The 20,655-nt window shown below is 59.3% G+C and carries 20 protein-coding genes and 1 other annotated feature; of the genes, 17 read left to right on the top strand and 3 right to left on the bottom strand.

Going from position 1 to position 20,655, the window contains the following annotated elements; genetic code table 11:
* The first annotated feature begins 19 nt into the window (after positions 1 to 19).
* From smc to AC6I6H_RS09590, 3 genes are all read left to right on the top strand, one after another.
* Positions 20 to 3,595 (top strand): chromosome segregation protein SMC, encoded by a 3,576-nt coding sequence (gene smc / locus AC6I6H_RS09600; protein ID WP_497953537.1) that lies wholly within the window; start codon positions 20 to 22, stop codon positions 3,593 to 3,595.
* Positions 3,596 to 3,717: 122 nt separating this feature from the next.
* Positions 3,718 to 4,710 carry a signal recognition particle-docking protein FtsY gene (gene ftsY / locus AC6I6H_RS09595; RefSeq protein WP_497953536.1) on the top strand — a complete coding sequence of 331 codons (993 nt, stop codon included), beginning with the start codon at positions 3,718 to 3,720 and terminating at the stop codon, positions 4,708 to 4,710.
* A 580-nt stretch (positions 4,711 to 5,290) separates the two neighbouring features.
* The gene (locus AC6I6H_RS09590) at positions 5,291 to 5,737 is read left to right on the top strand and encodes a GNAT family N-acetyltransferase (RefSeq protein ID WP_497953535.1); all 447 of its coding nucleotides are present in this window, start codon (positions 5,291 to 5,293) and stop codon (positions 5,735 to 5,737) included.
* Between the two features lie 1,173 nt (positions 5,738 to 6,910).
* On the opposite strand, the gene ilvA is transcribed toward AC6I6H_RS09590, so the two are convergent.
* Positions 6,911 to 8,176: a threonine ammonia-lyase IlvA gene (ilvA, locus tag AC6I6H_RS09585; protein WP_497953534.1), complete on the bottom strand. Its 1,266-nt coding sequence runs from the start codon at positions 8,174 to 8,176 to the stop codon at positions 6,911 to 6,913.
* A 44-nt stretch (positions 8,177 to 8,220) separates the two neighbouring features.
* Positions 8,221 to 8,491: a binding site (T-box leader), on the bottom strand.
* Between the two features lie 181 nt (positions 8,492 to 8,672).
* Here ilvA and AC6I6H_RS09580 point away from each other — a divergent pair.
* The 14 genes from AC6I6H_RS09580 (at position 8,673) to AC6I6H_RS09515 (ending at position 18,140) form a co-directional block, all read left to right on the top strand.
* On the top strand, positions 8,673 to 9,047 hold the full coding sequence (locus AC6I6H_RS09580; protein ID WP_497953533.1) for a putative DNA-binding protein: 375 nt from the start codon (positions 8,673 to 8,675) through the stop codon (positions 9,045 to 9,047).
* Between the two features lie 35 nt (positions 9,048 to 9,082).
* Entirely contained in the window at positions 9,083 to 10,465 is a 1,383-nt protein-coding gene (gene ffh / locus AC6I6H_RS09575; RefSeq protein ID WP_497953532.1) for a signal recognition particle protein, read from the top strand.
* Positions 10,466 to 10,542: 77 nt separating this feature from the next.
* Positions 10,543 to 10,815: a 30S ribosomal protein S16 gene (gene rpsP, locus AC6I6H_RS09570; RefSeq protein WP_347768076.1), complete on the top strand. Its 273-nt coding sequence runs from the start codon at positions 10,543 to 10,545 to the stop codon at positions 10,813 to 10,815.
* Between the two features lie 24 nt (positions 10,816 to 10,839).
* Complete coding sequence (locus AC6I6H_RS09565) at positions 10,840 to 11,070, top strand: KH domain-containing protein (RefSeq protein WP_497953531.1); 231 nt, start codon at positions 10,840 to 10,842, stop codon at positions 11,068 to 11,070.
* A gap of 191 nt (positions 11,071 to 11,261) precedes the next feature.
* A complete protein-coding gene (gene rimM / locus AC6I6H_RS09560) occupies positions 11,262 to 11,777 on the top strand; it encodes a ribosome maturation factor RimM (RefSeq protein ID WP_497953530.1) in 516 nt (171 codons plus the stop codon).
* A 2-nt stretch (positions 11,778 to 11,779) separates the two neighbouring features.
* Positions 11,780 to 12,637 (top strand): tRNA (guanosine(37)-N1)-methyltransferase TrmD, encoded by an 858-nt coding sequence (gene trmD / locus AC6I6H_RS09555; protein ID WP_497953529.1) that lies wholly within the window; start codon positions 11,780 to 11,782, stop codon positions 12,635 to 12,637.
* Between the two features lie 198 nt (positions 12,638 to 12,835).
* Entirely contained in the window at positions 12,836 to 13,177 is a 342-nt protein-coding gene (gene rplS / locus AC6I6H_RS09550) for a 50S ribosomal protein L19 (RefSeq protein ID WP_497953528.1), read from the top strand.
* Positions 13,178 to 13,276: 99 nt separating this feature from the next.
* Positions 13,277 to 13,864, top strand: coding sequence for a signal peptidase I (lepB, locus tag AC6I6H_RS09545; RefSeq protein WP_497953527.1), 588 nt, complete (start codon positions 13,277 to 13,279; stop codon positions 13,862 to 13,864).
* 45 nt (positions 13,865 to 13,909) lie between these two features.
* Positions 13,910 to 14,815, top strand: coding sequence for a ribosome biogenesis GTPase YlqF (gene ylqF / locus AC6I6H_RS09540; RefSeq protein WP_497953526.1), 906 nt, complete (start codon positions 13,910 to 13,912; stop codon positions 14,813 to 14,815).
* Between the two features lie 145 nt (positions 14,816 to 14,960).
* Complete coding sequence (gene rnhB, locus AC6I6H_RS09535) at positions 14,961 to 15,587, top strand: ribonuclease HII (RefSeq protein ID WP_497953525.1); 627 nt, start codon at positions 14,961 to 14,963, stop codon at positions 15,585 to 15,587.
* Between the two features lie 72 nt (positions 15,588 to 15,659).
* The gene (locus AC6I6H_RS09530; protein WP_497953524.1) at positions 15,660 to 16,460 is read left to right on the top strand and encodes a TP0910 N-terminal domain-containing protein; all 801 of its coding nucleotides are present in this window, start codon (positions 15,660 to 15,662) and stop codon (positions 16,458 to 16,460) included.
* A 182-nt stretch (positions 16,461 to 16,642) separates the two neighbouring features.
* Positions 16,643 to 17,425, top strand: a complete 783-nt coding sequence (locus tag AC6I6H_RS09525; protein WP_497953523.1) for a hypothetical protein — start codon at positions 16,643 to 16,645, stop codon at positions 17,423 to 17,425.
* Positions 17,422 to 17,712 carry an EscU/YscU/HrcU family type III secretion system export apparatus switch protein gene (locus tag AC6I6H_RS09520; protein ID WP_497953522.1) on the top strand — a complete coding sequence of 97 codons (291 nt, stop codon included), beginning with the start codon at positions 17,422 to 17,424 and terminating at the stop codon, positions 17,710 to 17,712. The genes AC6I6H_RS09525 and AC6I6H_RS09520 overlap by 4 nt, the downstream gene beginning before the upstream one ends.
* The gene (locus AC6I6H_RS09515) at positions 17,709 to 18,140 is read left to right on the top strand and encodes a YraN family protein (protein ID WP_497953521.1); all 432 of its coding nucleotides are present in this window, start codon (positions 17,709 to 17,711) and stop codon (positions 18,138 to 18,140) included. Before AC6I6H_RS09520 ends, AC6I6H_RS09515 begins: the two co-directional genes overlap by 4 nt.
* A gap of 305 nt (positions 18,141 to 18,445) precedes the next feature.
* Here the strand turns inward: AC6I6H_RS09515 and yfcE are convergent, their stop codons facing one another.
* Positions 18,446 to 18,991, bottom strand: a complete 546-nt coding sequence (gene yfcE / locus AC6I6H_RS09510; RefSeq protein ID WP_497953520.1) for a phosphodiesterase — start codon at positions 18,989 to 18,991, stop codon at positions 18,446 to 18,448.
* 13 nt (positions 18,992 to 19,004) lie between these two features.
* Positions 19,005 to 20,597: a YifB family Mg chelatase-like AAA ATPase gene (locus AC6I6H_RS09505; protein WP_497953519.1), complete on the bottom strand. Its 1,593-nt coding sequence runs from the start codon at positions 20,595 to 20,597 to the stop codon at positions 19,005 to 19,007.
* Between the last annotated feature and the right edge of the window lie 58 nt (positions 20,598 to 20,655).

Raw genomic sequence — 20,655 nt, 5'->3', positions numbered from 1 at the left:
TTGGGTCAGAGGTGAGAATATGTTTTTGAAACGGCTGGAGCTTGCGGGCTTCAAATCGTTCGCCGACCGGACGGAACTGGAATTCGTCCGCGGCATTACGGCGGTCGTCGGCCCCAACGGGAGCGGCAAGAGCAATATCTCCGACGGCATTCGTTGGGTGCTCGGCGAGCAAAGCGCCCGTTCGCTGCGCGGAGGCAAGATGGAGGATATCATCTTTGCCGGCAGCGATGCGCGCAAGGCCGTCAATTACGGGGAAGTTTCGCTGACCCTGGACAATGAGGACCAGGCGCTGCCGCTCGGCTTCAGCGAGGTGACGGTGACGCGGCGCGTGCACCGCAGCGGCGACAGCGAATACCTGATCAACAAGCAGCCCTGCCGGCTGAAGGACATTACGGAGCTTTTTATGGACACGGGAATCGGCAAGGAAGCCTACTCCATCATCGGCCAAGGGCGAATCGAGGAAATCCTCAGCACAAAATCGGAGGACCGCCGGGGTATTTTTGAAGAGGCCTCGGGGATCGTCAAATATAAATCGCGCAAAAAGGAAGCCGAGAAGCGGCTCGCGGAAACCGAGCAGAACCTGCTGCGGATTCACGACCTGGTCACCGAGCTGGAGGATCAGATCGGCCCCTTGCGCGAGCAGGCCGAGAAAGCGCGGCGTTTCAAGGAACTGAAGGAAGAGCTGAAGGCAAACGAAATCTGCATGTACGTGCATCAGATCGAGCAGATCCACCAGCAGTGGACGCAGGCGGGCGAACGGGTGGCGGCGCTCAAAACCCGTCAGCTGGAGCTCTCCGCCGAGGTGGGCCGCCATGACGCGCAGCTGGAGAAGCACCGCTGGGAGACGCGCCGGCTCGACGAGGAGCTGGAACGCCTGCACGGTCTTTTGCTGACGGTTAGCGAGGATGCCGAGAAAAGCGAAGGCCAGGGTGAAGTGCTGAAGGAGCGCAGCCGGCATCTTGAAGCGAACCGGGAATCCATGGTCCGTTCCATCGGGCTGCAAACGGAACGGCTTGCGGAGCAGGAGAAGGAGCTTGCGGAGCACCGCGGGAAGCTGGACGAGCTGTCGCGGCGGCTGAAGGAATACGAGGCCGCGGTAAGAGCCGAGGAAGAACGGCTTCTGGGAGTGGCCGGTGGCCTCAGTGGCGACGCGGAGGAAAAGCTGAAGGGCGAGCTCCTGAACGTCATGAACGAAATGGCGCACGCGCGCAGCGAAATCCGGTACGCCGATCAGCAGTCGGAAGGGCTGCGCCGCCGGCTGGAGCGGCTGGACGAGGAAACCGCCAAATGGGCGGTGGAGCGTCGCCGTCTGGCCGGCCGCCGCGAGGAGCTGACCGCGCAGCGCGATCAGGCGGCGGCGGAGCTGGAGCGGATCCGCGCGGAGTACGCGGAGCTTTCGGGCAGCCTGCAGAACCGGCAAAAGCTGCAGGAGGAAGCCGCCGCCGCGCTCCGCAAGTGGGAGCAGCGGCTCGATTCCCTCGTTTCCCGCCGCGATACGATGCGGGAAATGCACAACGACTACGATGGCTTCCAGCACGGCGTCAAGGAAGTGCTGAAAGCCAAGGACCGGCCCGGCGGGCTGAAAGGGATTCACGGGGCGGTCGCCGAGATCGTCAAGGTGCCCGCGAATGTAGAACTGGCGATGGAAACCGCGCTCGGCGGCGCGCTGCAAAACATCGTCGTGGACTCCGAAGCCGACGGCCGGGCCGCGATCGCTTTCCTCAAGCAGCGCCAGCTGGGCCGGGCCACCTTTTTGCCGCTTGACGTTATCCGCGGCCGCTGGGTCGGCGAAGCGGAGCTGCGGGCGGTGAAGGATCACAGCGGTTTTGTGGGCGTGGCGGCCGAACTGGTCGACTACGAGGAAGAATACCGGCAAATTGTTTACAGCCTCCTTGGGCATGTCATCATCGCCCGCACGCTGGAGGACGCCAACCATATCGCGGCCCGCTGCCAGTACCGGTACCGGATCGTCACACTGGAGGGCGACGTCGTCAATCCAGGCGGTTCGATGACGGGCGGCAGCCAGCACAAGAAGACGGCCAGTCTGCTCGGCCGCCAGCGGCAGATCGACGAGATCGAGAACGAGGTAACCTCGACGAAGCGGCAGCTGACCGATCTTCAGATCCGCGTCCGGAAGCTCAAGGAAGAGCTGGGCGCGGCGTCGGAGCGGATGGAGGAGCTGCGCCGCGACGGGGAAGCGAAGCGGATCGAGCTGGAGCAGGCCACGGCCGAGCTGAACCCGCTTGAGAAGGAGGCGCGGAGCGCGGAGGACAGCCTGTCCCTGCAGCTGCAGGACAAGGGCGAGCTGCAGCGTGAGCTGGACAGCCTGGAGGAGCGCAAAGCGGCCGCGGAGGAAACGCTGGAGGTCGGCGCCGAGCGGGAGGAAGAGCTGCGGGGCGCCATCCGCGAGGCCGAGCTTACGCGCAAGGCGGGCGAGTCGGCCAAGGAAGAGATGCAGACGCAGCTGACCGACCTGAAGATCAAGGCAGCGTCGGCGGCTCAGGAGAAGCAGTCGCTCGCCGACCAGCTTCGCCGCATGCAGGCCGAGCTGGCCGCCCGCCAGACCGAGCTGGAGCAGGCGCGCCGCCAGCTGCAGCAGGTGGAGCAGGAAAAAGCATTAAACGAGCAGGAAACGCTCATGCAGACCGAACAGCTCAACCATCTGCGCATCCGCAAGCAGGAGTACACGGAGCAGACGGAATTCAAACGCTCCGAACGGGCCCGCTGGATGGCGGAGCTGGAGGAGCGGGAGAATGAAACCCGCGAGCAGCGCAACGAGCTGAAGCAGGTGGAGGACGACCTGCACAAAACGGAGGTTCAGGTGAACCGCCTGGACGTCGAGCTGGACAACCTGCTCAAAAAGCTGTCCGAGGAATACGAGCTCAGCTACGAGCTGGCCAAAGCCAGGTACCCGGTTCCCGAGGACGTGGCCGGCACCCAGCAGCGCGTGAAGGAGCTGCGGCGGTCCATCTCGGCGCTGGGCGAGGTCAATTTGGGCGCTATCGAAGAGTATGCCCGGGTCAGCGAGCGCTTTGAGTTTTTAAGCGGGCAGAAGGCCGACCTGATGGAAGCGAAGGCGACGCTGTACCAGGTGATCCGGGAGATGGAGGACGAAATGTCCAAGCTGTTCCATACGACCTTCCAGGCCATCCGCGAGCAGTTTATCGTGGTTTTTGCGAAGCTGTTCGGCGGCGGCCGGGCCGATCTGATTTTGTCGGAGCCGGACCGGGCGCTTGATACGGGCATCGAGATTGTCGCCCAGCCTCCCGGCAAAAAGCTGCAAAACCTGCAGCTCTTGTCCGGCGGTGAACGGGCGCTCACGGCTATCGCCCTGCTGTTCGCCATTCTGCGGATCAAGCCGGTGCCGTTCTGCGTCCTGGACGAGGTGGAAGCGGCGCTGGACGAAGCCAACGTCACGCGTTTCGCCGAATACCTGCGCGAGTTTTCCGATACGACGCAATTTATCGTGGTGACGCACCGCAAAGGAACCATGGAGGAAGCCGACGTGCTGTACGGCGTCACGATGGAGGAAGGCGGCGTGTCCAAGCTGGTGTCCGTGCGGCTGGACGAGCAGGAAGCGGTTATTTCTGCGTAAGGTTTACTTTCGATCACGACGAGAACGCGGAAGAGACGCTGCGGCGGGCTTGCCGCTTGCCGGAGGTGCGCGGCGGGGTTCGCGGCAGCGGGCCGTCAGTTAACGGAAAGGGAGGAAACGGGATGAGTTTTTTTCGCAGGCTGAAGGAGAGCATCTCCGGAAAGACCGAAGCGGTTACCAATAAGTTCAAGGAAGGCTTGTCCAAAACGCGCGATTTGTTTGTCGGGCGGATGGAAGACTTGTTTTCCCGCCGCAAGAAAATCGACGAGGATTTTTACGAGGAGCTGGAAGAAATCCTGATTGGAGCCGACGTCGGCGTCAATACGGTGCTGAAGCTGATCGACGAGCTGCGGACGGAAGTGAAAAAGCGGAAGATCGAAGACCCGGCGGAGCTGAAGCCGCTGCTGTCCGAAAAGCTGACCGCGCTCCTGAAATCCGACGCGGATGCGGGGCTGAACATGGCCTCCAGCGGCACGACGGTCATTTTGTTCGTCGGTGTAAACGGGGTCGGCAAAACGACCAGCATAGGCAAGCTGGCGCACCGCTTTAAGCAGGAAGGCAAAAAGGTGCTGCTGGCCGCAGGCGACACGTTCCGCGCCGGCGCAATCGAGCAGCTGGAGGTATGGGGCCAGCGGGTCGGTGTTGATGTCATCCGCCAGCAGGCCGGTTCCGACCCGGCGGCGGTTATGTACGACGCGATCCAGGCGGCGAAAAACCGCGGCGCGGACATTCTGCTCTGCGACACGGCCGGACGTCTGCAAAACAAAGTCAACCTGATGGAAGAGCTGAACAAAATCTACCGCGTCATCAAGCGCGAGATTCCGGACGCTCCCCATGAGGTGCTGCTGGTGCTGGATTCGACCACCGGGCAGAACGCTTTGACCCAGGCGAAGCTGTTTGGCGAAAAAACCGGCGTCACCGGTCTGATTCTGACCAAGCTGGACGGTACCGCAAAAGGCGGAATCGTCATCGCAATCCGTCAGGAGCTGGACATCCCGGTCAAATTCGTCGGCCTCGGCGAGAAAATGGACGATATGCAGGAATTCGACTCCGAGCAGTTCGTCCATGCCCTGTTCACGACGATGATCGCGGAAGAGACGGCGAAAAGCGAATAGAAGCAATCAAGAAGGGCCCGCTTTAACTCGCAAAGTATAGGAAGACGACCTCACTCCGTTTCATAGGGGGGAGGTCGTTTTTTTTCTTGCCGTTTGGGCAAGTTGTTGGGGACTGAAGCTTGTTGTTTGGGCAAGTTGTTGGGACTGAAGCTTGTTGTTTGGGGAATTTGGGTGGGGACTGGCGATGTCGTTTGGGGAAGTTTGGGGGCCGGAACCTGTCACTTGGGGAGGTTTGAGGAAGCCGAGGCCTGTCGCTTGGTGGCTGTTGTGGTTGACGGATTGGTTACTTTGTTGAACCGCGCTGCTGGCCAGGCCCTTGTGCTTTCAGGCTCTCGCCAAATATGAGGATTGTTCACCAGTTCGAAACACAGTACGGTTGCGGACCAGAAAAAAGCAGGCTTTTTTCTGCTATATTGAATAAGGAGCGAATAACCAGGCTCGGCCATGCTCAGCGTTTTTTTATTTTTGAGAGGAGTGATGTGGGATGAAAAAAATCCATGCTTTCCGTTTATTGAGGAAGGTTACGAAATAAGCGCAGAGGATGAATTCCTCTGCGGAGTAAAATTTGGGAGGAATTCGTTTGGACGTTTCATTAAAGCCCGTGTCTAATGAAAATTGGTATGCATGCACTCAGCTTAAGGTGAAGCAGGAGCAGCTTCATGTCTTTCCAGCACCGGTGGTTTATTGGATTGCAGAATCAAAATATGTCGATGAGTTTGAATTGCGTGCGGTTTACTCAAAAGAAGTTCTAGTCGGATTTCTCGTATTTTGTATGAAACCGGATCAAGACGGTAACCATTGGATTCCAGCCATCATGATCGACGAAAAGCATCAAGGCAAAGGTTATGGCAAGGCGGCGATGGAGGCTTTGATCCGGTTTATGAGCCGTTCATCTTGCAGAAGAATAATGATTGGACATCGGCCGGACAATCAAATTGCCGGAAAGTTATATGAATCTTTAGGATTTCAAAAAGTCAGCGAAGAAGCAATAGACGGTGAAATAATCCGTCTGCTTCAAACCGTTTAACACCTTTAATGGACTGTCGGCTGCTGCCGGCAGTCTTTATTATTGCGGAAAGAGTTAACTGTTGGAAAATAGGGTCTTCGACATGATGGCATTGTTAGAACCATACCTTGCGATCCATTTCTTTCTCCGATATTCCTATTCTTGTTCCATCCGAGGACCGAGCAATTAGCAGTGATCCAACCTATATAGCGTTTGCTGGATGAAGGGACGCTCAACACCGTAAAAACTTGGAAAATGCTCACTGCTGGCTTCACCTGAAAAAGAAAATGAAACAAATCCCACGCTACATTCAGTGGTGGGTCCCAAGCTTCATTCAGTGGTGTGGCGCCTATATCGGTGGTGTCCGCAACGGGTTGGGTGGCAAAGGGGTGCAGCAAGCGCAATAGGAGGCCTGTTTGCTCGAAGGCAGGAGGCTTAGAAATTTGTAACGGTTGCCACAGAGCTTATTTGCTCCAAAAAAGAGGGTCTGGAAATTTTAACGGTTGCCACAGAGCCTATTTTGGTATTTTTGCCGTTTTTGGCCCCGTTTTTCTTAAATAAGCGCTATGGCAACCGTTAGCGCAAAAACAAGGCGATTTTGGCCCGAATAAGCGCTGCGGCAACCGTTAGAATTGGTGGTGATAAAAACGGCGAAGTCGCCAGGCCATTTCTCCCGATTCTCCTCCTATTAAAAGTTCTATTTCATAGCCCGGAGGAGCATTTCCTTTTCCGGTTCTCTATTTGGATAGGCTCGCTCCGAAAACTTGGGGGAGGAAAATGAAACGTTGGAAGCCGCATTATCCCGGGGACAGCACATTGAACCGGGGGCGCATGATTGAAATGGCCGGCCTGCCTGAATCAACTGGGGATAGGCTGTATAACCTCAGTAGCCTTTAAGGAGATACAGGAGTGTTAAAAAGCCACGGGTTCGATTTAAAAAGCCGCGGGCTCGATTGCTATCAGCATCGACCGCGGCTTATGAAAAGGGACTCAGGCGGCTAAGCCAACCGGTACCGAAAAGGCCGAGGCTCCGTATTGATCAAACGGGGCAGCCGCCTATGAGCGGAAACCAACTACCGACTCCAACTGGTATGCCGGCCTAACACTGGCTCCAATGGTTTGCCGGCCCAGCTGCCGGCTCCAACTAGGATGCCGGCCGGACAGGTACGGAGGTTTTGCCCAAGCGGAACCCAGTCAAATCAGAAGCTGGAACAGCGTCTGGTCCCGGTTCAGTTCAAGGAAGGAGTAGCCCTTGCGGGTCATCCGTTCAATCAGGGGCTCGTAGTCGGCGCGCTGCTTCAACTCGATGCCGACGAGAGCGGGGCCGTTGTCCTTGTCGTTTTTCTTCATATATTCAAAACGCACGATGTCGTCGGTCGGTCCCAGCACGTCGACCAGAAATTCGCGCAGCGCTCCCGCCCGCTGGGGGAACTTGATCGTGAAGTAATGCTTCAGCCCCTCGTAAATCAGCGAGCGCTCCTTGATCTCCTGCATCCGGTCGATGTCGTTGTTGCCGCCGCTGATGATGCAGACCACGTTTTTGCCTTTGATTTGGTCCCGATACAGGTCCAGGGCGGCGATGGGCAGCGCCCCGGCCGGCTCGGCGACGATGGCATTCTGGTTGTACAGCTCGAGAATGGTCGTACAGACCTTCCCCTCGGGCACGAGCACGACGTCGTCCACCACCTCCCGCGCCATGCGGTAGGTGAGCTCGCCGACCCGCTTGACGGCCGCTCCGTCCACGAACTTCTCGATGTTCTCCAGGGTGACGACTTCGCCCCGGGCGAACGCTTCCGATAACGAGGCCGCCCCGGCCGGCTCGACGCCGATGATCCGGGTCGCCGGGCTGATCGCTTTGACGTAAGCCCCGATGCCGGAAATAAGGCCGCCTCCGCCGACCGTGGCGAAAACGCAATCGACCGGAACCTTGATATCCTCCATCATTTCCATGGCGACGGTGCCGTTGCCGGCGATGATTTTCGGATCGTCGAAAGGATGGATGAACGCCATGCCCGTCTCGGCGCAGGTGCGCATCGCTTCCGCGAACGCGTCGTCAAAGGTGTCCCCGGTGAGAATGACCTCCACGTTTTCGCCGCCGAAGAAATTCACCTGGTTCACTTTTTGGCGAGGCGTGGTGCTGGGCATGAATATCTTTCCTTGAACGCCAAGCGCCTGGCAGGAGTAGGCGACTCCCTGCGCGTGGTTGCCGGCGCTGGCGCAGACGATGCCCCGCTCCAGGACGTCGGGGGAGAGCGAGCGGATCGTGTGGTACGCTCCGCGGATTTTGAAGGAGCGGACGACCTGCATGTCCTCCCGTTTCAGGTAAACGTTGCAGCCGTATTTGCCCGACAGAAACGAATCGCGCACAAGCGGCGTCCGGGTAATTACGTCTTTCAGCATGTGGTGCGCGAATACGATTTCCTGCATGCCCACTTTTCCATCCGGTGTCGAAGCATTCATCACGGTTCCCATCCTTTGTCCAAAAATAAAAAAGCCCCGTCCACAAAAGGGACGAGACGGTTTTCTCGCGGTACCACCCTTGTTCCGCCGCCTGCGCTTCTTCCCTTGGAAAAAGCCGGCCGCGGCGCTCACTGCGCATGCGCCCATGCGCCGCCCGTAACGTGGGCTTGCCGGCGGGACCTAATGGGCCGTGCAGACGGTTCGGTCCGGCTTCTCCGAGACGATATCCCGCCCGGCCGGTCCGTTGGCTTTCAGCAGCCGCCAACTCTCTGGGGAACCGGGTCCGCGCGGACGTGTTCTCTTCGACGAATTTTATCGCGTGCGTCAGATTGTTATTCTTTTTATACCGTGCGGCTTGAAAAATGTCAATGGAAGCGCGCGGCTGCGGAGTTTTCCGCTGACAAGCAAATGTACTTGACAACAATCCGGCGTTCGGGTAAACTGTTCAAGGTTAATGCGACTGTAAAGGTTTTTTCCTTGACGGGAGGGAGCGCAAATGTCCGGCGACAACGTGTTGGAGAAGACGACGCGGGTGAATCTGCTGTTTGACTTTTACGCCCCGCTGCTCACGGAGAAGCAGCGCACGTTTCTGACCTGCTATTTCCTGGACGATCTGTCGCTCGGGGAAATCGCCACCGAATTTACGATCAGCCGCCAGGCGATCTATGAGCATATCAAGCGGGCGGAAGCGACGCTGGAAGCCTACGAAGAGAAGCTGGGCCTGCTCGCCAAGCACGAGCGGAGGACCCGCTGCCTCGAAGCGCTGGCTACGGAGCTGACGGCCGCGCAGCGGACGGGAGCCGGCATGGCCGGCGAAGCGTTCGGGCGGGCCTTGGAACGAATTGAAGAACTGAAACGTATAGACGAATGATATAGAACGAATGCAAGGGAAAGGAGGTGCGGATAATGGCGTTTGAAAGTTTGTCGGGGCGCTTGCAGGCCGTATTCGGCCGGCTGCGCGGCAAAGGCAAGCTGACCGAGGACGACGTAAACGAAGCGCTGCGCGAGGTTCGGCTGGCCCTTCTGGAAGCGGACGTCAACTTCAAGGTCGTGAAGGACTTGATCGGCAAGATCAAGGAACGGGCGATCGGCCAGGAAGTCATGAAGAGCTTTACGCCCGGCATGGTCGTCGTCGACATCGTCAACAAGGAACTGACCGCTCTTATGGGCGGCACGCAGAGCAAGCTGGCGAAGGCGAATCGTCCGCCGACCGTCATTCTGATGGTAGGCTTGCAGGGCGCCGGTAAAACGACCACCTCCGGAAAGCTCGCCCGGATGCTTCAAAAGCAAAACCATCGCCCGCTGCTTGCGGCCTGCGACATTTACCGTCCCGCCGCAATCAAGCAGCTCCAGGTGCTTGGAGAGCAGCTGAAGGTGCCCGTCTTCACGATGGGCGACAAGACAAGCCCGGTCGACATTGCCAAGAACGCGCTGCAGCATGCAAAGGACAACGGCAACGATTACCTGATCGTGGATACGGCCGGCCGGCTGCATATCGACGAAGCGCTGATGGATGAACTGAAGCAGATCCGCAGCGAGATCAGCCCGGACGAAGTGTTGCTTGTGGTCGACGCCATGACCGGCCAGGACGCCGTTAACGTAGCGGAAAGCTTCAACAGCCAAATGGAGCTGACCGGGGTCGTCCTCACCAAGCTGGACGGCGACACCCGGGGCGGAGCTGCGCTGTCGGTCAAGGCCGTTACCGGCTGCCCGATCAAGTTTGCCGCGCTGGGCGAAAAAGCCGATGCACTGGAGCCCTTTTACCCGGACCGGATGGCGTCGCGGATTCTCGGCATGGGCGACATGCTCACCCTGATCGAGAAGGCGCAGGCCGGCATCGACGCGGACAAGGCGAAAGAGATGGAGCGCAAGATGCGCAACGCCGAATTCACCTTCGAAGACTTGATCGAACAGATGGAACAGGTCAAGAAGATGGGCCCGCTCGACCAGCTGATGGACATGATTCCCGGCATGGGCAAGCTCAAAGGCGCGCAGGGGATGCAGGTAGACGACAAGCAGATGGGCCGCGTAACGGCCATCGTCCGCTCGATGACCACGGAGGAGAAACAGCAGCCCGAGATCATCAACGCCAGCCGCCGTAAGCGGATCGCCTTGGGCAGCGGAACGAGCCTGCAGGACGTCAACCGGCTCATCAAGCAGTTCGAGGACATGCGCAAGATGATGAAGCAGCTTTCCGGCATGATGGGTCCGGGCGGCAAAGGCATGAAGGGCAAAGGGAAGGGCCCGCTCGGCAAGATGGGCAAAAACTTCCGCTTTCCGTTCGGCTGATCAGCCAGTCGGAATGACCGTCTGGTTTTGATACAAGAGTTTGATAAGTGTACCTTTTTAAGGAGGTGAAAATGATCATGGCAGTTCGCATCCGTCTGAAACGCATGGGCGCGCACAAAGCTCCGTTCTACCGCGTAGTCGTAGCCGAGTCCCGTTCGCCCCGTGACGGCCGTTTCATCGAAGAAATCGGCACGTACAACCCGCTGACGAAACCGGCTACGGTTACCCTCGACGAAGAGAAAGCCCTGAAATGGCTCCAAAACGGCGCCCAGGCTTCCGATACCGTTCGCAGCCTGTTCAGCAAGGCCGGCATCATGACCAAATTCCACGAATCCAAACTCCAGAAGTAACCGCAAGGGTTGGAGGAGAAGCTCATGAAGGATTTAGTGACCGTTCTCGCGAAAGCGTTGGTTGACCATCCGGAAGATGTGCTTGTGAATGAAGTGGAAAACAAATACGGCATCGTCTACGAGCTTACCGTTCATCCTTCCGACATCGGCAAGGTGATCGGCAAGCAGGGACGGATCGCCAAGGCCCTCCGCACCGTCGTGACTTCCGCGGCGGTTAAAGAGAACAAACGCGTCTCCGTCGAGATCATGTCCTGACGGACGCGGTCTGGCTGCAATAACAGGTGCGGGGAGTCTGTCCCCGGCCGTCTTCTCCGGTGCCGGTTCGGCCCGGGAGGGACGCCGGACAGGCTCTTTGTTCGTTTACATAGCGGAGAAGCGCCTTGAACGATGGAAACCGGACTCCTTTTGCATAAAGCCATAAGAGGGACCGATACGGGAGGCATGACATGGGCAAGCTGTATAATGTGGCCAAAATCGTCAATACGCACGGAATTCGGGGGGAGCTGAAGCTGCTGTCCCAGACCGATTTTCCCGACGTTCGCTTTCGCAAGGGCAGCACGCTCTTTCTGATCGGACCGACCGGCTCGGAGGAGCTCCCGGTTACCGTGGAAACGGCGCGTCCGCAAAAGAACGTCTGGATCGTCAAATTCAAAGAAATGGCCGATATCAACGCGGCGGAGAAATACAAGGGCTGGAGCGTCAAAATCAAGGAGGAGCAGTTGGTCGAGCTGGAGGAAGGCGAATTCTATTACCATGAAATCGTCGGCTGCGCCGTTTATACGGAGGAAGGGGAGGAGCTCGGAACGATCAGCGAAGTGCTTTCCCCCGGCGCCAACGACGTGTGGGTGGTGGAGCACAAGTCCGGAAAGCCGCTCCTTCTTCCCTATATCGATGACGTCATCCTGGATGTAAACGTGAAGGACAAGCGCGTAACCGTCAATCTGCTGGAAGGGCTGCTGTAAGCATGAGAATGGATGTGCTGACCCTGTTTCCGGAAATGTTCGAAGGCGTGTTCCAGTCGAGCATCCTCGGCAAAGCCCGGGAAAAAGGCATCGTTCAACTGAATACCGTCAACTTCCGCCGCTATTCCACCAACAAGCACAACACGGTGGACGATTATCCGTATGGCGGCGGGGGAGGCATGGTGCTGAAGCCGGAGCCGCTGTTTGCCGCCGTGGAGGATGTGCTGCGCGACGCGCAGCCTCCGGACCGCGCCGCGAAGGCGGAAGAGGAGGCGGGCACGGCGTTCTCCGATAATGGGGGGGGCGGCTCGGCCGGTCTGCTCCCCGCCGCGCCGCGCGTCATTCTGCTGTGCCCGCAGGGCGAAACGTTTACCCAGCAAAAAGCCGAGGAGCTGGCCGCGGAGGAGCATCTCATTTTCGTATGCGGCCATTATGAGGGATACGACGAGCGCATCCGTGAGCATTTGATCACGGACGAGCTGTCCATCGGCGATTACGTTCTGACGGGCGGCGAGCTGCCGGCCATGGTCATTATCGACAGCGTGACACGCTTGCTGCCGGGCGCTCTCGGGAACGAAAGCTCCGCCGTGACGGATTCGTTCAGCACGGGCCTCCTGGAATATCCGCATTACACGCGTCCGGCTTCTTTTCGCGGCTGGGACGTGCCCGAGGTGCTGATCTCCGGCCATCATGGCAACATTGAGGCCTGGCGGCGCGAGCAGTCGCTCCGGCGGACGTGGGAGCGCCGTCCCGACCTGCTGGAAGCAGCGGATCTGACGCCCAAGGAACGGGAGCGGCTGGCCCGCTGGGAGCGGGAGAAAGCGGCGGAGACGGCCGCCGGGGACAAGCAGGAAGAGTAGCACTGCCCCGTGTAATAACAGGGCTGCTCCAGCAAATAATTCGCCGTTTCCGTCGGCCGCTATCTTGTGTTTTTCGGCTGAATGTGATAGGATAGCTTTTGTTGTGGTTTTTTATTCCGGTGGTCCTCTGCGCTGACATCATGAAGAAGTACACATCCAAAGAGCGGCAAGAACACCTGTGTGGAAGGAGGGAATCCTATGAATTTGATTCAGGAAATTACCAAAGAACAACTTCGCACGGACATTCCGAGCTTTCGCCCCGGCGATACGCTGAAGGTGCACGTGAAAGTTATCGAGGGTTCTCGCGAGCGGATCCAGCTGTTCGAAGGCGTTGTTATCAAACGCCGCGGCGGCGGAATCAGCGAAACGTTTACCGTTCGCAAAATCTCCTACGGGGTCGGCGTGGAAAGAACATTCCCGGTGCACTCTCCGAAGATCGACAAAATCGAAGTAGCTCGCCGCGGTAAAGTACGCCGGGCTAAGCTGTACTACCTGCGCGGCCTGCGCGGCAAAGCAGCAAGAATTCAAGAAATTCGCTAAACGATCGGGGGGCTTGTGTAACAGCAAGTCCCTTTTCGTTTTTTTGTGCTATAATCAGGAAGTTGGAAATTATCCGCCACGGAAAGCGAGGCCGTCCCAATGGATTACATGGACGAGAACACGCAGCCTGCGAAACCGGCAAAAACTAAAAATGAAGTCTGGGAATGGACCAAAGCGATCCTGATCGCGCTTGTGCTTGTGATCGTCATCCGGATGTTCATCTTCAAACCGTTTATCGTGGACGGGCCGTCGATGCAGCCCAACTTCCATACCGGCGAACGGCTGATCGTAAGCGAGTGGATTTACCATCTGCGCAAGCCCCATCGCGGGGAAGTCGTCGTGTTTCACGCAACCGAGGACAAGGATTACATCAAGCGGGTCGTCGGCCTTCCGGGCGAAACCGTTTCGATTTCCGGCGGCACGGTTTACATCAACGGCGAACCGCTGGACGAGCCTTACATTCAGGAAGCCGTCGATCAATATAAACAATCGACCGGCGCAAACTATAATGCCGACTTTGCGGAAACAACCGTGCCCGAAGGCGCCGTTTTCGTTATGGGCGACAACCGGGTAGACAGCCAGGACAGCCGGATGATCGGAGCGATCGAATACGACCGGATCATCGGGCGCGCGGACATTGTCTTCTGGCCGCTCAAGGACCTGGGCATCGTCAATCATAAAAATTAGGGCCGGCGGGCAACCTGGCTGCCGGCGCGCCAACCGAGGTGACGCATGAGCATTCAATGGTTTCCGGGCCACATGACCCGAGCCCGCAGGCAAATCGAAGAAAAGCTGAAGCTGATCGACCTGGCCATCGAGCTTCTGGATGCGCGGGTGCCGCTGTCGAGCCGCAATCCGATGGTCGACCGCATTTTGGGCGGGAAGCCGCGGATTGTTTTGCTGAACAAACAGGACCTGGCCGATCCGAAAGCGACGGCCGAATGGGTCTCCTATTTCCGGGAGCAAGGGCTTGACGCGCTTCCCATCGACGCGGGAAGCGGCAACGGCGTGAAGGAAATTACGCCCCGGGCAAAGGAATTGCTGGCCGCCAAACGGGAAGCGCAGCGCAAGAAGGGCGTGAACCCCCGGGCGATGCGCGCCCTTATTGTCGGCATCCCGAACGTCGGAAAGTCCACCTTGATCAACCGGCTGGCGGGCAAAAAGGCCGCGATCACCGGAGACCGGCCCGGCGTGACGAAGGGCCAGCAGTGGATCCGGGCGGGCGAGGATCTGGACCTGCTGGATACGCCCGGCATTCTGTGGCCCAAATTCGAGGACGAAGCCGTCGGATTGCGTCTGGCGGCGACCGGCGCGATCCGGGACGAGATTTTGCACGCGCAGGACATCGTGTTCCACACCTTGAAGCATTTGGTGAACCGGTACCCGAACGAGCTTCGCGAACGGTTCCAGATCGAGTGGGACGAGGAACGCTTCGACCCGGAAAATCCGCAGGATGTTGTGGAGATCATGGAAGCGATCGGCCGCAAAAGAGGCTGCCTCATCAGCGGAGGACGCGTCGATCTGGAGAAAACGTCCGCCATTTTCCTGAAGGATTTCCGCAGCGGCAAAATGGGCCGCATTACGCTGGAGCTTCCGCAGGATTTCGCGAACCGGGAATGGTTGACGGATCAAAGCTGAAAGCAAAAGCCGGCAGATGGCCGGATTTGCATGGAAGGGCTGTTTGCCTGTTGGAGAGAGGACCAATGGCGCGGACGGCCCTTTTTTCGGCGGTTACAGTCTGAGCATTCAAGACATAGGCACGCATGCGGCAGGAGGAATACATATGCTGGAGTACGAGAAAAAGCTTTGGGAATCGCGCCGGGCGTCCCGTATCGCCGGGATCGACGAGGTCGGCAGGGGCTGCTTGTTCGGAGACGTTGTTGCCGCGGCGGTCATTTTGCCGGCGGGCCTTGTGCTGGAGGGCGTGAACGATTCCAAAAAGCTGACCGCCAAAAAAAGGGACGAGCTTTACGATTTGATTATGGGCAAAGCGCTGGCGGTCGGCGTTTCGGCGGTCGGAGCCGAAACCGTGGACCGGATCAACATCAAGCAGGCGGCGCGGCTGGCCATGAAGCAGGCGCTGGAAGGCCTGTCCGTGCAGCCGGATTATTTGCTGGTGGATGCGGAGAAGGTGGACAGTCCGCTGCCGCAGCTTGCCATCATTCACGGGGATGCGATGAGCCAATCCATCGCAGCCGCTTCGATCATCGCCAAGGTTACGCGGGACCGGATGTGCGTGGAATGGGAGGCGCGTTATCCCGGCTACGGGATTGCCCTGCATAAAGGCTACGCGACGAAATTTCACCGGGAACGGCTGGCAGAGCTTGGTCCGAGCCCGATGCACCGGAAAACCTTTATCCGGAAAATCGTGGCGGCGCCCGAACAGCAAACTTTTTTTCCCGATCTTTGATTTTGATTCCCGGATGCCGATAACCCATACATAAGGAATGGAAGACGAACGGAAAAGGCAGGAGGCGAGAGCATGAGCATGAACATTGGCCAAACCCTGAAAAGCATGCTGGGCGACATCAAGGCCGGCGAGCCCAAAATGACGGAGCTGAAGCCCGGACAGGTTGTTCGCGGCGTGGTGACGCAAGTGGTCTCCGACCAGGAGGCCGTTGTCAGCATTGGCGGGACGCCGGTTCATGCGCGTTTGGAAGCTCCGCTCAAGCAAGGCGACACGGCGCTCTTGCAGGTGCAGCCGGAGAACCGGGACGGCATGGTGGTGCTGAAGCCTTTGTCGTCCTCCGATCTGGCGATTCCGGAGCAATCCATGGGTGACATGCTTCGCGGCTTCGGCGTTAAGGATACGGCTGCCAACCGGGAGGCGGTCCAGTTTCTTCATCTGAACGGAGTGCCGCTGACCCGGGAGACGGTTCGCGAGTTTGCGGCGGCTTTGCAGATGAACCCGAAGGGCGTCGGCAAAGAGGAATGGCGGGACGCAGCCTTGCTGGCGGTGCGCAAAGGGCTGCCGCTGACAGAGACGACGTTAACTGCACTGCATTCGATTCTGAGCGGAAAAGGGATGCATGAAACCCTGGAGGGCTTGGCAAGCCAGGCGGCCCGGTTCCTGCAGTCGGCAGTCGCGGCGCCGGGCGGGGATGCGGCGCAGCTGGTGCGGCTGATCAGCCAAGCGCTGGACGAGATTGCCGGCACAGTTGGCAAAGGCGTAGCGGACGGAACGGCTGGTAGCGGCGCGGGAGCGAGTAGCGCGAGCGGGAACGCGGGCGCAGCGGCGAGCGGCGCGGGAGCGGGCNGACGAGCGACGCGGGAGCAGGCGTAGCGAGCGGGAATGCAGGCGCAGCGGCGAGCGGCGCGGGAACGAGTAGCGCGAGCGGGAACGCGGGCGCAGCGGCGGGCGGCGCGGGAGCGGGCGTAGCGAGCGGGAACGCGGGCGCAGCGGCGGGCGGCGCAGGAGCAGGCGCAGCGAGCGGGAACGCAGGCGCGGCGGCGAGCGGCGCAGGAGTGAGCGGGAACACGGGCGCTGCGGCGGATGGGGCCGCCGAGCAGGCAAGCGGAGCTACTGCGGCGCGCGCTCCAGAGGAAAAAGGCGGCTGGATCGGCCGGCTGTTTTCCGCTATGGGCCTCGACCATGAGCGGAGCTTGAGCCGGCTGCCCCATGCGGCGGCGTCCGGGCCGGCTGGTCAAGCCGACATGATTGGCGCTCCCGTCCATTCCGACGCACACGCTTCGTTAAAGAGCCTGCTGCTGCAGGCGGCCGAGCACCCCGATTTGCCCCCGGCGCTGCGGGACGCGGCTCAACAGGCCTTGCAGCAGATTACCGGCCAGCAGCTTCTGCTGACGCCGGACCGTAGCGCGCTTTTTTCCCACGTCACCATGATGGTTCCGTTTTTCAACGAAGCGGGCGAGCAAACGGCGGCCGTACACATTGAATCCCGGACCGGAAAACGCGGCGAGCTGGATGCCGCAAATTGCCGCCTGCTGTTTGACCTGTCGCTGCAGGCCATGGGCAACGTGCTGATCGACGTGCAGGTTGTGGACAAGATTGTCGGCCTCCGGGTTCACAACGATCATCAAATGACCGGTGCAATTCTGGAGGCTTCAAAGGAAGAGATCGGGGCATCCCTGTCCGGAGCGGGCTACCAGCTTTCCTTTTTGCAAACCCTGCCGTACCCGGTTCCTGCGGAAGGGGCCGCGGCCGGCGCTTCGGCTTTGGCGGAGGCGGCGAGAAACCGGAAGGAATTTTATCCTTCGAAGCCCTACAAAGGAATGGACATCCGCATATGACGAGCAAAAAACACACGGTCAAACAGGCGGTCGGCCTGCGCTACAACCCGGAACAAATGCAGGCGCCGACCGTCATTGCCAAAGGCAAAGGGCATGTCGCCGAGGAAATTCTCAAAAAGGCCCGGGAGCACGGCGTGCCCGTCCAGGAAGACGCCTCCCTGGTTGAAGTATTGGGTCAGCTGGAGCTGGACACCCAGATTCCGGGCGAGCTGTACCAGCTCGTGGCGGAAATTCTCAGCTTTGTTTACCGGACCGATACCCGTGTGAAAGGACGGCGGGAATCTTGACCGGATACCGGAGGACCGGCCAAAAGACGGAACAAAGCGGCGCAAAACCTTCCGCCGGCCGAGACAAAGACGGACGCAAACAAACCGGGCTGTTAGGCGAACGGATGGCGGCGGAACATCTGTCGGGTATGGGCTGTGCCATCCTGGCGCGGAATTGGCGCTGTCGTACGGGCGAGCTGGATCTGGTTGTCCGGGATGCAGATACGCTGGTCTTTGTCGAGGTGCGCACACGGCACCGGACCGGCACGTTCGGGTCGCCGCAGGAATCGGTGGATGCCCGCAAGCAGCAGCAGGTCCGCCGGACGGCGCTTGTTTACCTGCAGCAAAACGGCGGACTTGACCAAAAAATCCGTTTCGATCTGGTAGCGGTCGAACTGGATGGAGTACATGCCGTGGTATCGCTCCGGCATTATCCGCACGCGTTCTGAACGGCGGAAAGCCAATGTCGTCCGTTTCAACCCGTTGTCATTTGTTTGCGGGCTATTCATTCAGGGGCTCTGACCCGTTGCCTTCCCGCTGCACGAGGAGGGCTTTTTTGCATTTCCTCACCGATTCCTATACCCTGCAAATAAAACAAGTCCTGTATCATTGTCGGTGGTGCAAGGATGGCGCGGGTGGCTAATGGGGGAGCTTCAAACGGACTCCGCAAAAAGGGGACGATGCGAGCATAGACACTCACGGAAAACAAAAAGCCGGGAATCCGAATTCCCGGCCTGCGCAGCAGCTATTGCTTTTATACCAGTTCGATGCTTTTCAGCGTTTCCCCGTCAAGCCCCTTGATCGAAAACCGGTTTTGCTCCAGAACAGCGTAGGAGTTGGGGTGGTTTTCTTTGGGCAGCGAGATGGAGCCCGGGTTCAGCAGGTAAATGCCGTCTTTCTTTTCGGCCACCGGAATATGGGTATGGCCCTGGATAAAGACGTCGCCTTCCGAAAGCGGCGGCAGCTTGTCCATGGAGAACAAATGCCCGTGCGTGGCGAAAATCCGCTTGCCTTCATAAATCAGCAGGGCATAGTCGGCTAAAGCGGGGAAGTTCAGCAGCATTTGGTCGACCTCGGCCTCGCAATTGCCGCGAACCGTCACCAGCCGGTCACGGCGGGCATTCAGGGCGTCTGCCACAAGCTGCGGGTTGTAGCCCTCCGGCAGCGGATTGCGGGGGCCGTGATAGAGCAGGTCGCCGAGCAAAACCAGCTGATCGGCACGCTCTTCGTCAAATTTTGCGAGCGCCTGGTTCAGCCAGTGGCTGGAGCCGTGCACATCGGACAGAAAAAACAGCTTCATGATGATCGCTCCTTTACATTTGCTTTTTGTCCAGGTTGCGGTATTGAACCGCCTCCGCCATATGAGGCAGACCGATGGTGTCCGCCCCCTCCAGATCGGCGATGGTGCGCGCCATTTTGAGGATGCGGTCATGCGCCCGGATGCTGAGGCCGAGCCCCTCGAACGTGCGGCGAAGCATCGCTTCGGCATCGGGGCGGAGGGCGCAATGGCGGCGCAGCAAACGCCCGGTGAGTTCGCCGTTAAAGGAAATTCCGGTACCCGCATACCGCTCTTCCTGACGTTTTCTCGCTTCCAGCACGCGTTCTCTCATCTCTTGTGACGAGAGGGATTCGGCCCGGCCGCTAAAGTGCTCGTAAGGAATTCTCGGCACCTCCACCTGCAGGTCGATCCGGTCCAGCAGCGGGCCTGAAATGCGGGAGCGGTACCGAAGCCTTTGCAGGGGCGAGCAGGTACAGGAGGACGTTTCCGTCTCTCCTTCGTAATAGCCGCACGGACAGGGATTCATGGAGGCGGCCAGCATCAGCGAGGAAGGGAACGTATACACGGCCTTCGCGCGTCCGATCGTCACCTCTCGGTCTTCCAGCGGCTGGCGCAGCACTTCCAGGGAGAGCCGGGAAAACTCCGGCAGCTCGTCGAGAAACAGCACGCCGTGATGCGCGAGACTTACTTCCCCGGGCTTCGGGACGGAGCCGCCTCCTATCAAGCCCGCCGGGGAGATCGTGTGATGTGGCGCGCGGAAAGGAGGCGTGCGGAGCAGCCCGGCCCTTCCCTGGAGTTTGCCGGCCACGCTGTAGATTTTGGTCGTTTCCAGCGCTTCCTGTTCGGTTAAGCCCGGAAGGATCGTAGGCAGCCGCTTGGCGAGCATCGTTTTGCCGGTTCCGGGCGGACCGATCAGCAGGATGTTATGAAAGCCCGCAGCGGCGACCATGAGAGCCCGTTTGGCGTGCAGCTGCCCGAAAATATCCGCATAATCAAGCCCGGCCGCTTCAAGTCGTTCCGTCCCGGCCCCCGCTTCCGGATGGCCCGCCGCATCCTCAACCGTTAGCGGTTCGCCGGACGCAGAGCGGACGAAGGCGCCTGCCTCCAGCCATTGCCCGCCCTGTTCCGCCAAAATGCGTATATCGTTCAGATGCTTCAGCGGAAGGGCGGACACGCCTTCCATCAGCAGAGCTTCCTGCACATTTTCTTCCGGCAGCAGAAAGCGCCGGATGCCGCGGGACCGGGCATGATGCACCATGGCCAAAACCCCCGCCACCGGCCGCAGGGTTCCGTCCAGCGCCAGCTCGCCGATCAGAAGCGTGTTATCCAGCAATCCGGCGGGAAGCTGGCCGCTGGTGAGCAGCATGCACAGCGCGATCGCCAAATCGTAGGCGGTTCCTTCCTTGCGGACATCGGCGGGTGCCAGATTGACCGTGACCCGTTCCAGCGGGAAAACAAACCGGCAGTTTTTCACTGCCGCCCGTACCCGTTCGATGGATTCCCGGACGGCCGTGTCCGGCAGCCCGACCACGGCGACCTGCGGCAGTCCGTTGGCAATGTCGACCTCCACTTCAACCAGTTGACCGTCGATGCCGGCAAGGCAGGCGGTCGTTACTTTTCCAAACAACAAAAACACCTCTCTCCTTCTTGCGCGGCCGCTTAGGCAGGCCGGGTCAGAACGGAAA

The sequence above is a fragment of the Gorillibacterium sp. sgz306347 genome (assembly GCF_059735245.1).
Note: the sequence above shows the minus strand (reverse complement) of the source record. Positions and strands in the feature narration are given on the sequence as shown.

Excerpts from the sequence above, each read along its gene's own strand:
- smc (WP_497953537.1), top strand. The coding sequence starts at position 20 with ATGTTTTTGAAACGGCTGGAGCTTGCGGGCTTCAAATCGTTCGCCGAC.
- ftsY (WP_497953536.1), top strand. The coding sequence starts at position 3,718 with ATGAGTTTTTTTCGCAGGCTGAAGGAGAGCATCTCCGGAAAGACCGAA.
- ilvA (WP_497953534.1), bottom strand. The coding sequence starts at position 8,176 with ATGAATGCTTCGACACCGGATGGAAAAGTGGGCATGCAGGAAATCGTA.
- AC6I6H_RS09580 (WP_497953533.1), top strand. The coding sequence starts at position 8,673 with ATGTCCGGCGACAACGTGTTGGAGAAGACGACGCGGGTGAATCTGCTG.
- ffh (WP_497953532.1), top strand. The coding sequence starts at position 9,083 with ATGGCGTTTGAAAGTTTGTCGGGGCGCTTGCAGGCCGTATTCGGCCGG.
- rpsP (WP_347768076.1), top strand. The coding sequence starts at position 10,543 with ATGGCAGTTCGCATCCGTCTGAAACGCATGGGCGCGCACAAAGCTCCG.
- AC6I6H_RS09565 (WP_497953531.1), top strand. The coding sequence starts at position 10,840 with ATGAAGGATTTAGTGACCGTTCTCGCGAAAGCGTTGGTTGACCATCCG.
- rimM (WP_497953530.1), top strand. The coding sequence starts at position 11,262 with ATGGGCAAGCTGTATAATGTGGCCAAAATCGTCAATACGCACGGAATT.
- trmD (WP_497953529.1), top strand. The coding sequence starts at position 11,780 with ATGAGAATGGATGTGCTGACCCTGTTTCCGGAAATGTTCGAAGGCGTG.
- rplS (WP_497953528.1), top strand. The coding sequence starts at position 12,836 with ATGAATTTGATTCAGGAAATTACCAAAGAACAACTTCGCACGGACATT.
- lepB (WP_497953527.1), top strand. The coding sequence starts at position 13,277 with ATGGATTACATGGACGAGAACACGCAGCCTGCGAAACCGGCAAAAACT.
- ylqF (WP_497953526.1), top strand. The coding sequence starts at position 13,910 with ATGAGCATTCAATGGTTTCCGGGCCACATGACCCGAGCCCGCAGGCAA.
- rnhB (WP_497953525.1), top strand. The coding sequence starts at position 14,961 with ATGCTGGAGTACGAGAAAAAGCTTTGGGAATCGCGCCGGGCGTCCCGT.
- AC6I6H_RS09520 (WP_497953522.1), top strand. The coding sequence starts at position 17,422 with ATGACGAGCAAAAAACACACGGTCAAACAGGCGGTCGGCCTGCGCTAC.
- yfcE (WP_497953520.1), bottom strand. The coding sequence starts at position 18,991 with ATGAAGCTGTTTTTTCTGTCCGATGTGCACGGCTCCAGCCACTGGCTG.